This window comes from Pedobacter sp. (assembly GCF_035317785.1).
Lineage (GTDB): Bacteria > Bacteroidota > Bacteroidia > Sphingobacteriales > Sphingobacteriaceae > Pedobacter.
This window is the reverse complement of record NZ_DATHGC010000001.1, coordinates 43,218-61,992: the sequence shown is the minus strand read 5'-3', so window position 1 is coordinate 61,992 and position 18,775 is coordinate 43,218. Positions and strand designations below refer to the sequence as shown.

Annotated in this window: 17 protein-coding genes; all 17 read right to left on the bottom strand. The window is 36.8% G+C overall.

Translation table 11 applies throughout. The features are described from left to right. Positions 1-3 precede the first annotated feature (3 nt). Entirely contained in the window at positions 4-1,569 is a 1,566-nt protein-coding gene (locus tag VK541_RS00255) for a capsule assembly Wzi family protein (RefSeq protein ID WP_324365708.1), read from the bottom strand. Between the two features lie 48 nt (positions 1,570-1,617). Continuing rightward, the gene (locus tag VK541_RS00250) at positions 1,618-3,231 is read right to left on the bottom strand and encodes a gliding motility protein RemB (RefSeq protein WP_324365706.1); all 1,614 of its coding nucleotides are present in this window, start codon (positions 3,229-3,231) and stop codon (positions 1,618-1,620) included. Positions 3,232-3,253: 22 nt separating this feature from the next. Then, on the bottom strand, positions 3,254-5,074 hold the full coding sequence (locus tag VK541_RS00245; protein WP_324365704.1) for a nucleoside-diphosphate sugar epimerase/dehydratase: 1,821 nt from the start codon (positions 5,072-5,074) through the stop codon (positions 3,254-3,256). Between the two features lie 257 nt (positions 5,075-5,331). Next, on the bottom strand, positions 5,332-6,306 hold the full coding sequence (locus tag VK541_RS00240) for a UDP-GlcNAc--UDP-phosphate GlcNAc-1-phosphate transferase (protein ID WP_324365702.1): 975 nt from the start codon (positions 6,304-6,306) through the stop codon (positions 5,332-5,334). 39 nt (positions 6,307-6,345) lie between these two features. Next, positions 6,346-7,191 (bottom strand): glycosyltransferase, encoded by an 846-nt coding sequence (locus VK541_RS00235; RefSeq protein ID WP_324365700.1) that lies wholly within the window; start codon positions 7,189-7,191, stop codon positions 6,346-6,348. After that, positions 7,172-8,269, bottom strand: a complete 1,098-nt coding sequence (locus VK541_RS00230; RefSeq protein ID WP_324365698.1) for a glycosyltransferase family 4 protein — start codon at positions 8,267-8,269, stop codon at positions 7,172-7,174. The genes VK541_RS00235 and VK541_RS00230 overlap by 20 nt, the downstream gene beginning before the upstream one ends. Before the next feature lies 1 nt (position 8,270). After that, complete coding sequence (locus VK541_RS00225) at positions 8,271-9,356, bottom strand: glycosyltransferase family 1 protein (RefSeq protein ID WP_324365696.1); 1,086 nt, start codon at positions 9,354-9,356, stop codon at positions 8,271-8,273. Further along, positions 9,353-10,426, bottom strand: coding sequence for a glycosyltransferase family 4 protein (locus tag VK541_RS00220; RefSeq protein WP_324365694.1), 1,074 nt, complete (start codon positions 10,424-10,426; stop codon positions 9,353-9,355). Before VK541_RS00220 ends, VK541_RS00225 begins: the two co-directional genes overlap by 4 nt. Further along, entirely contained in the window at positions 10,423-11,136 is a 714-nt protein-coding gene (locus VK541_RS00215; protein WP_324365691.1) for a glycosyltransferase family 2 protein, read from the bottom strand. Before VK541_RS00215 ends, VK541_RS00220 begins: the two co-directional genes overlap by 4 nt. Then, on the bottom strand, positions 11,133-12,623 hold the full coding sequence (locus VK541_RS00210; protein ID WP_324365689.1) for a hypothetical protein: 1,491 nt from the start codon (positions 12,621-12,623) through the stop codon (positions 11,133-11,135). Before VK541_RS00210 ends, VK541_RS00215 begins: the two co-directional genes overlap by 4 nt. A gap of 11 nt (positions 12,624-12,634) precedes the next feature. Then, on the bottom strand, positions 12,635-13,477 hold the full coding sequence (locus VK541_RS00205) for a hypothetical protein (protein ID WP_324365687.1): 843 nt from the start codon (positions 13,475-13,477) through the stop codon (positions 12,635-12,637). A gap of 6 nt (positions 13,478-13,483) precedes the next feature. Then, positions 13,484-14,389: an NAD-dependent epimerase/dehydratase family protein gene (locus tag VK541_RS00200; RefSeq protein WP_324365685.1), complete on the bottom strand. Its 906-nt coding sequence runs from the start codon at positions 14,387-14,389 to the stop codon at positions 13,484-13,486. Further along, positions 14,382-15,284 (bottom strand): NAD-dependent epimerase/dehydratase family protein, encoded by a 903-nt coding sequence (locus VK541_RS00195; protein WP_324365682.1) that lies wholly within the window; start codon positions 15,282-15,284, stop codon positions 14,382-14,384. The genes VK541_RS00200 and VK541_RS00195 overlap by 8 nt, the downstream gene beginning before the upstream one ends. Positions 15,285-15,286: 2 nt before the next feature. Continuing rightward, complete coding sequence (gene glf / locus VK541_RS00190; RefSeq protein ID WP_324365679.1) at positions 15,287-16,417, bottom strand: UDP-galactopyranose mutase; 1,131 nt, start codon at positions 16,415-16,417, stop codon at positions 15,287-15,289. Beyond that, complete coding sequence (locus VK541_RS00185) at positions 16,414-17,172, bottom strand: glycosyltransferase family 2 protein (RefSeq protein WP_324365677.1); 759 nt, start codon at positions 17,170-17,172, stop codon at positions 16,414-16,416. Before VK541_RS00185 ends, glf begins: the two co-directional genes overlap by 4 nt. After that, positions 17,132-17,899 (bottom strand): glycosyltransferase family 2 protein, encoded by a 768-nt coding sequence (locus VK541_RS00180; RefSeq protein ID WP_324365675.1) that lies wholly within the window; start codon positions 17,897-17,899, stop codon positions 17,132-17,134. Before VK541_RS00180 ends, VK541_RS00185 begins: the two co-directional genes overlap by 41 nt. Continuing rightward, complete coding sequence (locus VK541_RS00175) at positions 17,899-18,753, bottom strand: glycosyltransferase (RefSeq protein WP_324365673.1); 855 nt, start codon at positions 18,751-18,753, stop codon at positions 17,899-17,901. The genes VK541_RS00180 and VK541_RS00175 overlap by 1 nt, the downstream gene beginning before the upstream one ends. Positions 18,754-18,775 lie beyond the last annotated feature (22 nt).

Below are 18,775 nucleotides of genomic sequence, written 5' to 3'. Positions count from 1 at the left end.
TGGTTAGAAGTTATACATAATCCCTAATTTAGTATGTATGTTATTTTTATCATACTTTGGTAAGTCAAAGAAAAAACCCTTGCTGTCTATATATCCCCACTGATAATTTAGTGACTTGATATATGAAAGTTGGGCATTCAGGATTATACGGTTAAAATTCCAGCTGGCTGTTCCGGAATAGACAAGATCTATCCAATGTCTTCTGATGTCTTTAACCGGGTATACTGTGGCCCAAAAAAAATCATTGTTATTGACAATCCTGTCCATTGAAATACCAATCCTTTTTAGCCCTTTAACCCAGCTGACGTCCAGTGATTGCATATTACCTCCTGGTCCTATTCCTGCACCCATTACCTGACCTGTGTTGGTATACCCATGAACGATCAAATCATCGAGATACCAGGAATGATTAGTGATCTGACCTTTTTTTTGTACTTCAAGCTGCGTAAATTCTACTCCCACCTGGATATATTCCTGTTGTCTGTTTAAGGATACGAGCTTATTAAAACCAGCCACGTAAGCATTGGAATGCAATTTTTTGCCAGCAGAATTTGCCAGGTGGTCATTCCTTCCGTACTGAACGTATACTTCGGCGTGTGTCTCCGGCATCACCCACCGGCCAAACCAGGAGAAAAACTTAACGGCGCTGTCTCTTTTGTTATGATAGGCCACAGCTGTCCTATCGAAACCGACAGACAAACCCGGAAGCCATTTGGGCTGATAAGTAACGATTATTCCTGCTATGGAGCGCCAGGTATCTGGTTTGGTTTTAAATGCTGTGGGAGATCCTTCCGGATTGGGGTTTTCTGGCAGACTGACATTTGAAGCTTCCAGTCTCCCTGCGATGATCTGAGCCTCGATCTTTCCAATAAACACATCCACCGGACGCATTGTATTTAATGTCAAATGCTTAAATCCGGGAGCATTATTGCTCATGAGCAGTGAATTTTTTTTCCCGGGACCCCACCAAAGGCTCTCGCTTGATATTCCTACAGATACCGGATCAAAATTCAACCGTACACTGCTCTGCCCCCAGTTGCCTTTTTTATAAGCTCCACCGTTAAATTTTGATGGATTATCTATCCTATTGTAAACCAGTTCGGGATAGGCATAGTAAAGGTAATTATCAACTGTTTCGGGAAGGTCAAAATCTTTGTTCTGTGCATATATATATTCAGGGCGCAATTGAATACTTAAAGGACCCGCTCTCGCATAAAATCCTCCCGAAATCATTGCTTCATATCCTTTAGCCGGAATCATTGAATTATCATTACGACCATAGGCATAATGTGAATTGATCTGATTTTGCAGTACCAATGGAAGAAGACTAAATGCAAAGTGTTTATTTTCAGCGGAATATACATAACGGCTCGGACCAACATTATGAAGCGGCCTAATCATGTACGAACTTCCTAAGCTATCTTTGCCCAGTAATTGATCCCTGCGAACGGAATCCTCTACATTTTCAAGCAGGCCAACCGGTAAGGTCTGGGCAAACAGCTCTTGCTTCGCGCCAAAGACAATAAGCACTGATATTGTCCAAATAAATTTATACCGTAAGATTTTCATGCACCTCAATTGTTCCCCAAGATAGTAAAATTAAATCCGAATTTAGCGCTAAAAATCTTGATAAAGATTCCTGAAAGTACTTCTCAAGCCAAATGTGATCAATTGAGAGTTCTTTGCCATACCACTATTTTCACGTCTATAAACTCCACCCAGCTCAAAACGAAGATTGTACTTCGGATTGATCAGATATGAGGCTTTTATCTCCCCGAAGTAGAAGTTGGTTTTAATGCCCTGCCCAACTTTACTGCCATATTCAAGTGCCCGTGTATCATAGCTTAGAAATATATTTTTGCCATAATTCTGGCCTTCAGGGTCAAGGCCATATCTGGCATATATGGCTTGCCCCTGGAAATCAAAGCGTTTATAACTATAGTTTAGCAGCCCTACAAACTCTCTAAAGTTTGCTCCCATTGGATGCGCCAACGGTTGGTTCATGCCAGCATAGTTGTCAACTCGCTGAAAATGCGCATAGGTATAAGGTCTTGCTGTATTGAATTCTGTTAGCCAGTTTAAATCTTTAATTTTGAACAGATCTGAACCTTTGAGACCCAGTTGAGCCGACCACTTATTGGCCCAATAACCTTTGTTGCTAAAAAATTCTTTTGCTGTAAATTCATCGATCATAAACTGTCCATAAACAACCGTATTTTGAGTGAGCTCATATTTTGTGTTTAACCCCAGACGTAGTTTATCAGGTGAACTTACATTGGCTCCTTCTATAGATCTTAAGAATACGAAGGGGTGGATATAATTAAAATCAAAACCTCTTTTGCCCTCTGGTTCGGCATCTGCCCAGGTCACTGCCTGAAAAAAGCCAATAGAAAGCCGATTATTTACATTCCAGTCGACATACTGCATTGCATTCCATTTACCCCTGTCACCCAATCTGCGGTCGGTTGTAAACTTCGGCGCACCAGGATCAAGCATATATGCAAATATAGTTTGGTATTGTACATTGCCAAGTGTAGCCCTCAACCGAAAAAAGGAATAATTGGCGACCACGTCTGAAAGCAGCATCGACCGGTATCCATCTCCAATAAAATTTTTATCATAACCTAAAGCCAGGTTAATATACTTACTTGGCGTAAAAGATAAAAATGCCGTTACATAAGACCAATCTTTGGTTTTGTTGTCAAACTTGCCCGACATCTCACTTGGCACTACTTTATTCGAATCAATGAATTCTGTCAGATAGTTGGCAAAGACCCCCTGATTTTCAAAACCATTGGTATAAAACGAGAATTGCTTTCCTATTGTTCCACCGAGTTGAAACCCGCGCGTATTCTTCCAGGTGGTTTTACTTTCATCAAACTCCCTTCCTATTTGAAAGTCAGGAAGAAAATCAGCATAAAAAGTATAATCAGGTGCGGATACATTTATCAAATGTTCTTCTGTTAGTTTCCTTCTAAACCAGGTTCTTTGATTCAGACTATCCGTCCCCAGGCTCATTAGTTCAACATGTCTGGTATTCAAGAGACTATCATCTGCATAATAACCTTTAATGGTGCTGTGCATTCTTGAATTCAAGTCGTAAACCTGTTTATTTAACTTTTGATAGAACTGATAGGAGTAAGGGATATTTTGATTGGGTGTCGGTTCCTGAGCTTTAACAAGTGCTTGAAAGAGGAAATATAAAAGGACGCACAGGAATAATTTTCTCATTTAATGTATTATTTGAAATATATTAGGACTGGATGCTGTCCAATTCTTCGAATCTGGAGTTCTGGCTTTTATATTCCTGTACCAAGTCCTTCATTTTAGAAACTACCTGACGGTCATCACTACTCTTAGCAGAATCTATTAACGAATAAATCGCTTTCTCTATATCTGAAAAGATATATTCTCTCACTTTGCCTATCATAATTTTTTCATGATGGGTAGGCATAGTGTTTTCATTGTCATTAAGCAACTCCTCAAAAAGCTTCTCGCCTGGTCTCAATCCCGAATATTCTATTTTAATGTCCTGATTTGGCAACAATCCAGCCAATCTGATCATTTTATGAGCTAAATCTACAATTTTAACGGATTTACCCATGTCAAATACGAAGATTTCTCCCCCTTTTCCCATACACCCTGCTTCAAGAACTAATGAACAAGCCTCTGGGATGGTCATGAAATATCTGGTAATGTGGGGATGAGTAACAGTCACCGGCCCCCCCCTTTCAATCTGCAGTTTGAAGCGGGGAATAACTGAACCGTTTGACCCTAAAACATTTCCAAATCTGGTAGTGATAAATCTTGTTATCGGCCTTACATTTAATTCATTAATGTAACTCAATCCATTTTGAAAAATGTGATCATTGGCAATTAATGAATTGTTTAATGATTGAACATAAATTTCTGCTATACGCTTGGATGCACCCATAACGTTGGTTGGATTCACTGCTTTATCGGTGGATATCATGACAAATTTTTGTACCCCATATTTCACAGACTTATCTGCAATAATTTTTGTACCCAACACATTCGTCTTAATTGCTTCACACGGATTATCTTCCATCATTGGAACATGTTTGTATGCAGCTGCATGGTATACATAGTGTGGTTTATAAGCTGAAAATAAATGTTCCATCCTTTTTTCATCCCTTACATCACCGATGTAAGAAAGAAAATTCGTATTCTTATAATTCTCAGTAAGTTCCAGATAAAGGTCATGAAGAGCCGTTTCGGACTGATCATTCAGGATAATCAATCCCACCTCAAATTTTAGAAGCTGGTGCACGATTTCGCTGCCAATGGATCCGGCCGCGCCTGTAATTAATATTCTTTTATTTTTAAGTTGTCTGCCGATACCTTCTATATCGATATTTATAGATTCGCGATTCAGAAGATCCTCAATATTTATATTTTGTATTTGAGATGTATTTAGTTTTCCTCCTATCCAAACGTCGGCAGGTGGTATATTTAGGACCTGGATCTCATTCTCAAGGCACACCTCCACAATCTGGTTTCTTCGCTCCAGAGGTATGGTATAAGATGCGAAAATAATTTCATCAAGCTGATGTTCAACAATAAGATTTACCAGGTTCCTCGCATCAAGAATCTTAACTCCATCAATTGTTTTTCCTACCTTCCTTTCGTCATCATCAACAAATGCAATAATATTTTTATTGACCTTGTTATCGTGATCAAAGGTTCTCTTTGTTGCAACTCCGGCTTCACCCGCACCGTATATCATTACCCGTACTTTATCAAGTTTTAGGTTTTTGATGTACATAAAAAAGTATTTAACCAGCACCCTATAAGTTATCAATAATAAAAAACTAGCAAGCCCATTGATTGCCAGAACACTATTGGAGACATATGCGGCATCTTTAAACGCAACAACCGAAAGATTGATAAGGAAAAATAATCCATTGCTAATCAGCACAGCAAACAAAATACGGATACTATCCTGAGCGCTGGTATATCTTATAATTCCGGAAAAGGTCTTTACATTGAAAAAGACGACTGTATTGATTCCCGTTAGAATCAGAACATTTCTACTAAACTCCACATAGTCCATTGTAGAGAGGTCAAAATTATATCTGATTAGGTAGGCAGCAGATAGCGACAGCATACAGATCAAAAGATCTAAACAAAAGATGATCCACCTGGGGACTATGTTGATTTGAGTAAACAATTTTTAAAATAAAGTATAACAACTACACTACAAATTCCGTGCTACTCTTAAAACGTAGTTTCTATCGCCTACGCTACATGATGATAAATTAAAAGAGAGCATTGCGATAAAGATATAGAATTATTTCTTGTTTTATTAATTTAAATCCCTGTTCTCAACAAACGATTTATTCCTTCGGTAAAAAAACGGATAGCCATGAATAGAATAGTGGCTGTAAACATGATAATAAGGAAGCAAGTAAGGGAAATTGAACTACAACGGAGTAATAATATATTGATAATTAATTGGATTGTTGCATATCCTGAAGATATCAGCTTGTGAGAAACATTCCTTTCGTTAGCCAAATATTGGTAGAAATGACTTCTATGAGCTTCCAGAATATTTTCTTTTCTCATCAGCCTGAAGACAATGGTTGATCCGGCATCAAGACCGTATACCAGAAAAAATAAAATATAGCTGTAGTTTTGGGTTTCTAAAATTAACCCCCCTGTAAGAAATATTATGATGAAGGCTATTGAAATACTTCCAACATCGCCGGCAAAGCACTTGGCTACAGTTCTGAAATTAAAATAGTTAAATACTAATATAGAGATACCTGTCAGTATCAACAGGTCGCTGGCCACAAATTTAATAATGTATTCATTGATGTAATATAAAGTTGACATGCTTACCAGACTGTATGCCCCTGTCATTCCATTTATTCCATCCATGAAATTGTATGCATTAATTACCCCTATAGCGAATATTGCTGAAATAGCAATTATATAAAACGGCATAACATCTACCCGCAGTTCGTAAAGCATTGCTGCAACAGAGATCAAATGGACAAAAAGCCTGACTTTGCTGTCTAAAGTAAGTAGATCGTCAAGAAAGCTGATAAATGAAATCAAAAATAAGCCTATAATAAAATAAGGATGTTGAAAGTGGTCCAGAAAGGAATAAATTATTGCAGCAATAGGAAAAATAACACCTCCGCCCCTAATGGTCAATACAGAGTGTGAACTCCTGTGATTTGGCTTATCAATGATATTATAGTGATCTGCGAGCTTAAAATAAAGCAGCATTATTAAAAAAAAGAGAACTAAAAAAAGAGGGTATAGGTATATACTGGTCATTAAGATTTTTAAACAGTTTATGCATACAAAGGTATAGTATTATGCGCTGCTTTTAAACCTCAGAAACTTTTTATAAAACCATAAAACAATCTTTGGCGGAACTAATCTTAAGAAAATCTTCATTATCAGAGAGTTAAAATACTCCGCTAAATTAATAAACTTAATGTCATAAGCATATTTTAGGAACTTAAGTTCCTTCATTACATAATGCATCCCGCTTCTGCGACGAATATTTGCAAGGCCATCACCAATCCTAAAATACAAAAGATTTTCCTGGATGTTATGAAATTTGTGGCCTTGGACCAGCATTCTGATAAATAAACTGTAGTCTTCAAATAATTCGAAATCGCCGTTATAACTGCCGGAAGAAATGACTGCGTCCTTTCTGAACATAATAGTCGGGTGGTTTAAAGGGTTTCTATATTTGGCATATCTGACAATTTCTGTTTCGTTTTCGGGCATTATCTTATACCGTTTGAGGTCTCCGGGAAGATTATTGAATTCTTCAATATTAGAGCCCACGATGGCGATATCATGATTATTCTTTAAAAATTCAAATTGTTTTGCAAATCTTGACGGTACAGCAATATCATCGCTATCCATTCGGGCGACAATTTCATGTTGACAATGGTTAAGTCCAAGTTTAAGTGCATTTCCAAGACCCGCACTGCTAGGAATCCCGAACGTCTTGAGTAGTCCGGGATTAATTCTTTTAAAATGATCGATAACCTGTTCCAGCGCTGATGAAATACCACCATCGATCATAAGAATAATTTCACCAGGTCTGCGTGTCTGATTTCTAATGCTAAGCAACGCCTCCTTCAAAAATGATGGCTCTTCTTTGAAATATACTGACATTAGCACACTAAATTCCATTTCTGCCATTGTGTTTCGTCATTCCGATTAAATTTTGCCATTTGTCTATTACTACACTGACATGGTAGTCACTTGCAGTTATCCTTGATGCATAAGATAAGGATTCGCGTAGTTCGCTTGATCCAATTAGCCTAAGAATTGCTTTTTCAATTCCGGTGACGTTATTTGGATCCACTAATAGTCCATTTTCGTTGTTTCTGATAAGTGCGTCGATGCCACTGATATTTGTACAGATAACCGGCAACCCGACTGTCATAGCTTCTAATAAAGCAAGTGGAAATCCTTCATACCTTGATGGCATAACGAAAATTGATGCTCGCTGAAGGTTGTGATAAATACTTTTTGTAAAACCGGGTAATATTACAGATGATTGCAATGCGAGATCAGAGGTTAATTTTTCCAATTTGTGTCTTTCCGTACCCTCACCATAAATGACCAAATTCCAGCCAGGCTCATTTTTATGTACATTGTAAAAGGCCTTGATCAGAAGATCAAAACCTTTCTGATTTACCAAACGGCCACAAGCCACAATGGTTTGGTCTCTGGATCCTTCAAAAAAAAGGTTTTCAATATCAATAAAGTTTGGAATCAGAACAACATTTCTTAAAAAAGCCTGGTAATAAGTTTGATCCTGGGCGGTGAGTACCACAAGCGCATCCAGTCTTTTGAACAAATGCCTTCTAACAAAGGAATGAACCAGATTTAATGCTTTATGATTGATGTGCTCACATCCAATTTTCTTTGTTTTCCTCGTCCTGACCAATGCCAGGCAAAGGGAAAGGTATCCACCTTCGGAAAAGATAGTATCTGGAGAGTTTTGTTTGATGTATTTTTGTAGCGGCTCAACGAGTTTTAAATACCATAGTATCTTTGAAAAGGAATTTCGAGGATAATCCGTGCATGAAAGTGTGTCTATACAAATGTCGCTGTGCAACTGGTAATGGGGCAAAGTTTCCGCTTTGACACTGGTAAGAATATGCACTTCATATAATTCTGTAGCGTGTAAGGCGTTGGCGAGACTGCATACAACTCTCTCTACACCACCTGAGGTAGTAATATCAGGAAGAAAAAAAACCAGTTTTTTCATTTTATCGATGTCTTGTTATAAATACTTCCAGGTGAGATTTCGCTGATTTCGTCCAGTTACTGAATTTCTTTAGTTGCACTTTCTGATTTGCCAAAGGTACAAACCCAGACTCAATAGTAGCATTTAATAGAAGTGCTACTTGTTTAAGATTGTTCGGATCGACCAGTGTAACTGCCCCGTCGCCAATTTCTGGAAGTGAGCCCCCGTCTGAACTGATAATAGGTAATCCAAACTGCATTGCTTCGAGTATGGGTATTCCAAAGCCCTCCTGATAAGAAAGCAGTAAAAAACAAGCAGCGTGGTTGTATAAGGATTTTTTTTCTGATTCTGTGATAGTCCCGGTGAAGATGACGTCAGGCGACGAATATTTAAGAATTAATTTAGGATTATAAACACCGCTGATCACTAAGGTTTTTTTGATAGTAAACTCCTTAAATAGCCTGATATATCCACTTAAATTTTTATGAGGTGCTTCTCCAGCTATTGTATAAATATAGTTTTTTGAATTTATCCCTAATCGCTCCAATATCGTATTGTCTTCGATATTATTTGAAATTTCCTCAACGTGGTTGTGTATCACTACGGCTTTTCTATGTAACCGTTTTTGAATCTCTAACGCAGAAAAATCGGATACAGTTATTATTTCATTGATTCTTGTAAGTCCGAGCTTTAGCGACAACAACCTGTAAAGTTCTGCTAAAGCGAATTTAGTTTTCTCAATAGTAATCATATCTATAAAGACTGATGTCTTTGCTTTTATAAAGGCAAGATCATGTATGGTCACAACCAATCGGATTCTTTTTTTAAGGAAGATGGGGCCTGAATTTGAGGGATACCATAAAACATCAACCCCATCAAGCTGTGCTTGCCGTGGCAAGTAGTATTGTTCAAATAAAATCAAATTTTTACTTTGTAATCTAACTGCCTTAAAGTTTGAAGGAAGTACAGTTTTTACATCTTCATTTACATACAATATATAGCTATTGGTCACATCAAGCAATGCAAGGTGGGCCACGACCTTTCGGATATAGTAGCCTATGCCTCTAACGCTCGTTACAGCAAATCTATAGTCTATCCCGATTATCATTGGTACAAATCATTTAATAGAATCTTCCAAAATGACAAAACCTTTGATTCACTATACTGTTCAACAGTTGTCAATCCTGCGTTACTCAATTTCCTGGCCAGATCGCCTTCGCTTACCAAAAGTGCCATCATTTGACCAAGAGCCCGATAATCCAAAGCCGGGACTAAAAGCCCATTTTGGTAATGAGTAATAATATTTGCCGGACCTGTTGGGCAATCAAAAGCGATACAAGGCAGGCCGCATTCCATTGCCTCAATAAGCACCATTCCAAAGCCTTCTCTTCTGGATGGCAGCACATAGATAGATGCATTGAGATATTCCCGAATTATTGCCTTCGTATTGTCTTTGATAATCACTCTATCGCGCATCTCCAATTGTGCAGCCAATCTTAATAATTCTGTTTTCTTACTTCCGGCTCCAACAATTAAAAGATTCCAATCGTCTAAATGCTTTACAGTGTGAAAAGCGCGAATTAAAAGATCAAAACCTTTTTCTTCCTCCAAAGCGCCAATTGATAAAATAATTTTTCTCTCTCTTGTCGCCTTGTCTTCAGTTTTAAAGCCTATCATATTCGGAATTTGATAGACATTCTTAAATTCTTGAAGATAGATTTTAAGATCGGTTTGATTTAAGCAGACAATCGCATTTAATTTTTGATAGTAGACCTTTCTAAGTCTATCCCAGGCGGGCGAGACCGCAAAATAATTAGAATGCTCCCAGGCTACATATTTTTTTTTGCTATTTAGCCATTTAAAAAACCCTAGGAGCACGGAACAGTAAGTCCCAACTCCAATGAACACATCAATATCAATCCTTCTAAGCTGACCAAAGACAAATATCATTTCTTTAAGCTTTTGGAACAGCCATTTAGATTTAGATTGGGATCCCTTGATTGCGATATGAACCTGGATGCGCTTATCTACCTCAAAAAAACCTGGCTTATTTTTTTGGTATAGTGACAATAAGTTTACCTCGTAATTTCCAGCAGCGAAACTGTTTGCAAGCGTTATTGTCGCACGTTCTCCCCCACGTTCAAGTGAGCTGTCACTTATTAAAAAGGCCACTTTCATTGACGAGTTCTTAACCACCAGTAAGCTGTTAATAGTCTTCTCTTATTTGCACTAATAAATCCAAATTTATGTCTTATCGTCAGGGTTTCAACGGCTCCGCGGAAAGAACCTGAGATACCACCTGAGCGGAAGCTTGCAAGAATACGCTCCAGAAAATAGAATTTTTTGCCATGATTGAAGGCTTTCAACATAAAAGCATAATCTGCGGCCGCCGCATAATCTGCGTCAAAGTGACCAATAGTGTCATATACCGCCTTTCTTACAAAACAAGTTGGGTGCTCAATCATTCCATGCTTTAAAAAACTATGATGGTGACCAAGAACCCATGCAGAAATCTGATCTTCGTCGATCCAACGAAGTAAACCGTGATAAATATCATATGAAGGATGTTCGTTGGCTGCATGAACTACGAGTTCAACTGTATTAGGCTCATAGCAGTCGTCACTGTTTAAAATACCGATAAGTTCTCCGTCTGCGAGTTGGAGTCCTTTGTTCATCGCGGCATAAATACCGCTATCCGGCTCACTAATCAGTATTAGTTTTTCTTTATATCTGTTAACAATTGCTAACGTTCCATCAGTCGACTGTCCATCTATAATGATATATTGAATATTATTATATGTCTGAGCAAGAACGCTTTTTATTGCACATTCAATATGAGCTTCGCCATTTAAAACTACTGTGATAATAGTAACCTTCGGGATATTCATGGAACAGCTTTTATAGGTCTACGTTTTAACACTATATCAATTACTTCTCTAAGATACTCATTCTTAAGGCTTAGAAACAATAAGGTCATGCTTTGTATAACTGCTACTGTGATCAAAATAATTAGATTAAAATGCAAATAGGAAATGGCTACACATATTAGTGGGAACAACAGGCTCGTTAAATATATACCAAGATCGGCTCTTTTCAGAATGTCGGATCGCTTGATATAGCTCTTTTTAAAGCTGACAGCAACGTAAACTGATGAAAGAATTGTTGCTGCAAATGTGGGCAAAACCATAATTGATGCTGCCATTAAATTGCCGAGACACAGGAAAAGAACTATATTTAAAGTGGTTGACATGAAATGTGAAATCGTAATGTATTTTAGGTTACCCACTCCCATCATGATAAAATAGGCCGGTGAAGCCAGAATGTTAATAACATTGGCGCTTGAGAGATAGAGCACAAGGATTTGAAAATCTACTACCTCCACTTTTTTAAATAAATAGATCACCGAAAATGAGGCAGTAATCAAACAGCCAAATAAAATACTGCACATCATAAGTGCTCCTCTGAATGCCTTATTATAGATCAAATCGAAACTGCTTTCTTTGTCGCGTTTGGCAACAAATGGGGTTATTACCTGCATTGCACTTATAATCAGCATCCTAATCTGTGTGATTACACGGTTTACAATGTCATAGATTCCAACCGTACTCAATCCAAAGTAACGGTTAAGAAAATATCGGGTTGCGGGATCAAACAGCATTGATAATATGGAAATATATTGCAACCTTCCGCCGTAGGTGTAGAAAAGGCGGATTACTTTTCTATCAATATCCCGAAGGCTAAGGTTGATGCGGCCTATTTTATATAGGGCAAAAATACTGAAGGAAAATACCAGTAATCCTTGCATCAATTGTGCATATAACAGACCAATTAAGCCAAAGAGATAAATAAATATAAATGCGTTGAAGCAAAAAAATAATGAACAGCAAATTAGCAGTTTATTCTTTAAGGAGATAAGTTGTAAACCATCTAATGCCGACAAATTAACTGACCCAACAAAGTTGATCAGAAAGACTAAAAGTGTGATATAGTAAATATTTATGTAAAGCTGGGGAACGATAGTAATGCCAAACATAAACCCTAAAACTTCCATTTTAAAAATTAATGCAGGAATAATTATGACCAGCGCAAGTAGTAAATTAAACAAAATTCCATTTGTAATCAGCTTATTAATCGCAATTATTTGATTTCTGTCAGCGTAGGATGGTACGTGCCTAACTAATGACCCTGAAACTCCTGAACCAAGAAAAGACATAACAGCAGGAACAGAGGTAATGATAGACCAAATGCCCAGTTGTTCCTTTCCCAAGGTAAAAATAATTAATAAATAAATACCAATGTAACCAAGAGACGTGGTTATAATCTGTAGGATAGAAAAGAAACTACTCCTGACAATACGATCTTTTTCCAGCTTCATATTTTGTTGGTTCATATTTGGTTAAGATCATAAAAATCAGGTGTTTCCATTCCATTTTTAAGCTTTAAATATGCACCTAATATTTGCACATACTTAAATCCTTCTTTTCTATTGCTAGAAATTTCCCATTTTGAATTAAAGAATTCTTTATTGGCCTTTACATACTTAATATTAACCAATTCTACGTGCTCTCCATATGAATAGCTTTTAGGAATTTCTACGATATTCTGGATCTGCCTAAATGTAATGGTTGGTAATGTAATTCCACTGAATACGAGTCTGGCTTCATAATCTTCGTCTTCATTACCAATGGCAGGAAAGCGCTCGTCGAACCAGCCTACCCTTCTTACTATGTCTTTAGAGATCATAAAATGACTCCAACTTCTGTTCATTAATGTAATTCGCTCATTTAATATACCGCTGTGGTTGATTTCAGACCTGAACCATGGAGAAATGTTGACATCATCATTCAATATCATCACCCTTTCACAGGCAGCTTCCAGGAGACCGAGGTTCCAGAGCTTGCTCAGGCTTTGGGGAGTCTCGAACTTAATAGCCTTTACATTTTTATATTTTTTCAGAAAGAGATTTAAATTTATAAGATATTCGTTTTGTCTGATAACATCAAAATGACCGTTGACTACAACAATCAATTGAGTATCCGGAAAACAAAATCTTAACTTTTTTATCAACGGCTTAAAAAAAGTATCAAACCTGTCGATGTAGGTTATGACAACAATTGAATAGTCGCTTTGTAAAATCAACTGCTCTTTTTTCTGTGTCAAAAAGAACCAAACTACGTTTATCAGCTTCCAGTAGATGAATAATACTATGCGAATTAAGTGATGTCGCATAATAAATTATCTGATTTTGAAATTTTGCAACACTTGTCTGGGGTTCCATCCCAATGTCTCCCTTGCTGCCCTGTCATCAAAAGTAAGGCTGGACGTAAGTTTTGAATATCTGTATGCATTGAATGGCGTAAAAAAGCCAAGATAATTTCCTAGAAAAACAAGGATTTTTTCCATCCATACCGGCAAAGATATTGGATATCGTTTATTAAGCTGATTTGCAATAAGGACTGAAAGCTCCTTAAATGATGGGTTGTAGCCATCTGTTAAATTGAATATCCCACCTATATTTGCGGCTCGGGGAATTAGTTCTGCCACATCCTGAGCCATAACTATACTTTTACGCGCTCTTCCGCTAGAAACGTTAAAATAATATCCTTTAGCTATACTATTTATCATTGCTTTCAGGTTTCCCGGTGGATTTTGGCCGGCTACCAGTGGCAGTCTAAGGATAGTACATTTAACATTATTTTGGTCACACCATTCCCTAATTATACTTTCAGCTCCAATTTTACTTTGTCCATATGGATCATTTGCCAAAAGTGGGCTATGCTCATTAATATCTAGTCCTTCATCTTTGCCGTAGACTGAAACAGAGCTTATAAAGATAAATGATTTCGGTCTAATTACTGCAGCATCCAAACCTATTAGTAAGTTTTTCATGCCATTTACATTAACGTCGGAATATTCAATTTTTTCACGTTCTGTCCTGGGAAAAATATGGGCTTTACCGGCACAGTGAACAACAATATCAACGTGGGTATCTAATGAAGGGTATCTCAATGACAGATCGCAGACTATGGAATTTCCACTTCCACGCCCAAGAGTTTCAACCTGAAAACCAAGTGCAGACATATGATCACTTATATATTTGCCTAAAAATCCTCGTCCACCAGTTATGAGATATTTATCCATTGTTGAAAGAATTTGCCGTTATTATTATGCCCTCACTTGATTGAATTGGCAATTCTAAAAGTAATACCTTTTTAATCTTCTCATTACTTACAATATAATTCTCAGTAAGCTTATTTAAGCGTTCACTATTTAACGGAAGCCTTAACTTATCACCTATCCATGCTAATTTACGAATAATTGACTTAGAAATTATCCAGAGTTTTGGGTTTTTCCCAAGACTCCGCGCCAATAATGTTATCAATTCGTTTGTGGATAGTGCTTCATCATCTGCAATGTGATAGATTCCAGACGGGACTTTGTTCGAAGATATTATCTCTTTTATCACGAAACAAAGATTTTCGACACTTAAGAATGATCTTTTATTATCAAATGCTGCTAATGGGTAAGGGATTCCCCTTTGAATAAATCTATACAACAGATTTAAATTTCCCTTATTACCAGGCCCATGGATCATACATGGTCTCAATATATAAAAATTTTTACCCTTAGGTAAAGGCTGTTGCATTATATACTCTTCAGCCATGAGTTTTGATTTCCCATAGTGGGTTTCCGGATGGGGAGTAATAGTTTCGTCCAAAGTACCTTCTATCCTGTCGGCAACAGCCTTAACTGAACTAACAAATATAAAACACTTAGCATTTGACTTTAAAAAAGCATCGTAAACTTTACAAGTTAGATCAAAGTTTATTTTATAATATTCGTCCGGATGAGAGGAATTCAGTAAATCATGAGCTTTACCCGCGAGGTGGACTATAGTATTTGTATCAGTTTTAATTTTCTCCAGCCAACGGGTTCTTAGATCCAAATCAGATATTTCTTCTTTGGAATATTTAATTAGATAAGACTGTAAATTCCTACCGACAAAACCCGAAATACCTGTAATTAGAATTGCCATAGTTAAATTATATCGAGTGACTCTTTCTCTTTAAATACTTCCGCAATCTTTTTGAGAGCTAAACCAACAACATGATGCATGTCATAGTATTTATAATCAGCCAATCTCCCACCAAAAATGACTTTTTGCTCTTTCCTGGACAGCTCTTTGTATCTCTTGAAAAGTTTATCATTTTTTTCGTCATTAACTGGATAATAAGGTTCATTCCTTTTAGTCCACTCCAGGGGATATTCCCTGGTTATAATAGTTTTGTCCTGATTTCCAAATTCAAAATGTTTATGTTCAATGATACGAGTGAAAGGAGTTTCAGAATCAGTATAATTGACAACTGCATTACCCTGATAGTTTGGCATATCCAATATCTCATGTTCAAACTTTAAAGATCTATATTCTAAAGCACCAAATCTATAATCATAAAATTCGTCAATCATTCCAGTAAAAACCACATTCTTTGCGATGTTATCAAGTGTAGGTCTATTGTGAATATAGTTCGTATTTAATTCTACATCGATTCCGGCAAGCATCTTCTCAATAATTTTGTTGTATCCACCAATGGGAATACCTTGGTAATTATCATTAAAATAATTATTATCAAACGTAAATCTAATCGGCAAACGTTTAATAATAAAGGCAGGAAGCTCAGTAGCTTTCCGACCCCATTGCTTTTCGGTATAGCCCTTTATTAACTTGTAATAAATGTCGCCACCAACAAGAGATAATGCTTGTTCCTCTAAATTTCTCGGCGCTTTTTTTATATGAGAACTGATTTGTTCCTCAATTTTTGATCTTGCGTCATCAGGTGTCTTCACTTTCCACAACTGATAAAAAGTGTTCATATTAAAAGGTAAATTATACAGATCTCCTTTATAGTTTGCTATTGGCGAATTTGTATATCTATTGAATTCCACAAAGGAGTTAACATAATCCCAAATCCTCCTGCTACTTGTATGAAAAATGTGAGCGCCGTAGGTATGTACATTAATTCCTTCAATATTTTCATTGTATATATTTCCGGCAATATGGTTTCGTTTATCTACAACCAAGCATTTTTTGCCACGTTTTGTCGCTTCGTATGCGAAGGTAGAACCATATAATCCGGCACCGACAATAAGAAAGTCATATTTGTTATTCATTTTTTATACTTAAAGTAACTTATAACAGCCCAGTTTGACAAATAGTACAAACTACGTAATAGTCCTAATTTCTCTACCTTGTACAAGACCTTAAAATGTGGAATAATAACATTTCTCTTTTTCCGGCTTGCAGAAGAGTCAAGAATTCTATAATTGGCAATTACATCTTTTGTTCCATAAGCTACCTTTACATGCTTTAGAATTTCTAGCCAATATACATAATCATCACGCAAGCTTTTCATGTCTTCCCTGAGATATATTTTCCCAAATTCACTGGTATCGTAGACACCTGTTAGACATGAAATATAACATGTTTTTAAAAGATCATTGTAAGCGATCTTTTCCGGGACGATATAGGGTTTTAAAATCTCTTTTGAATGTTCATCAATTCGGGTATGAGAGGAATAAACCAATAATGCTTTCTTATCCTTCATTAAACTAATTTGCTTTTCCAGGAAATCAGGGTTCCATGTGTCATCTGCATCCAGTAATGAAATATATTGACCTCGGGCACGCCTAATTCCGTTATTTCTTGCCGCAGCAGAACCACCATTTTTCTGACTAAACAGGCTTATTCTATTGTCCTTTGCTACAAATTCAGCAACTATTGCAGGGCCTTTATCCTTTGACCCATCGTCGATAATGATCATCTCCCAATTAGGATAAGTTTGATTTAATACGGATGTGATGGTTAGACTAACAAATCTTTCCCCGTTATACATTGGTGTTATTATGGACACTAATCCTTCTTGCATGTTTAAGATATTTTAAATAAAATTTAAGAACGTATTTTAACACAATGATCCGGCTCCATAATTTAACAAATAAACTTCGCTTACTTTTACCAATGCCATGAGGCGTAACTGTAGACCCATGCCGCCGATATAGAATCATAGCTTCATTTGTAAAATAGACATTCCCGGTCATTTCCGCTACCAAACCCAGCCAAATGTCGTGCCCAATCTCCAGTGTTGAGGGGAAAGGTAATGCGTATTGCAGCAGGCCCTTTCTAAAAGCCATACAGGAGCCAAAATAAGAGTTTTTAATGGCGTTTCTAACAACACCTTTAGCAGATCCATGATAGTGAAAAAAAGACGAATTTAATACTTTTAAATCTTCATCCACTAAAATTGAATTGCTAAGAACTAAGTCATATGTTTTCAGGAGCTTTCGCATTTTCTCATATTTTCCTTCAATCCATACATCGTCTTGATCCGCCAGGAAGATAATTTCGCCTTCAGCTTTTTCCAATGCATTTTGGAAATTTTCCGTTGGCCTTCCTACGTTCTTATGAAGAAACAGTTTAATCCGTGGATCATTAAAAGACTCGATTATGCTGATTGTATGGTCTTTAGACTGATCGTCTGAGATAATCAATTCATCATCGGATCGTAGCTGGTCAAGGATGGACTTAATCTGGTCGTAAATATATTTTTCACCATTATATGTCGCCATGCATACTGAAGCACGATAATTATCCATTAGCATGTTAAATATTTTAAAAAATAAATCTTAATAAAGACCAGGCTTTTTTGTTTATAAGTGAGCCCGAGCGTATGTCTTGTTACAGTGTACAAAAATTCCAGCTTATCCTTTAAACTTGTCTTCTCACAATTTATTGCATCTTTAAGGTAAATCTCAAACCTATGTCGCTGTTTCTGCAGAGAAACTTCATCACTGGAAAAATCTTGTGAAGCTACAGAATCAACGACATAAAAATCACTCTCTTTCTTTTGAATTTTTTCAAGAAACTGGAAATCACAAAAATCAACTTTCAGATTTTCATTGTAACCACCTACTTCAAGGAATAGATTCAAATCTACGAGAATACCACTATTAACAGGGGACAGTTTGGAAAGACTATGCAAGCCTGATGAAATTTCCTTTGCTGGATAACCTCTCTTGTGTTTATTGATACACGGTGAAAATATAATCCCATTACTCAATTCTAAGATAGGAGCAAATAGCCTGACTCTTGGATTATTGTCAACTGCGACTTGATAACTGGACAGTATTGTTTTAGCAAAAGATGTATCCTGATCAAGAAGCAACAACCATTTTTTGTTCATTTGAACTGCCTTTTTTGCGCCTTCATTATATGCCTTACTTAGCCCCCCGTTTGTAGGGTCATGGGAATAATGTACTCTAAACTGTCGCCAGCTAAAATGATTATCCGAGACATTAGCCTCTGGGCTGTTGTCATAGATAAAAAGATCCATCTTTAAATTTAACAATGCCAAAGATGCATTTAGACTGAGTAATGTGGAAGACTCTTCAATTGTCTGTCTATATAAAACAACAATAGGCAAAACATGACTATAAATATATTCCTGCATATATATGCCCAAATTTACAAAA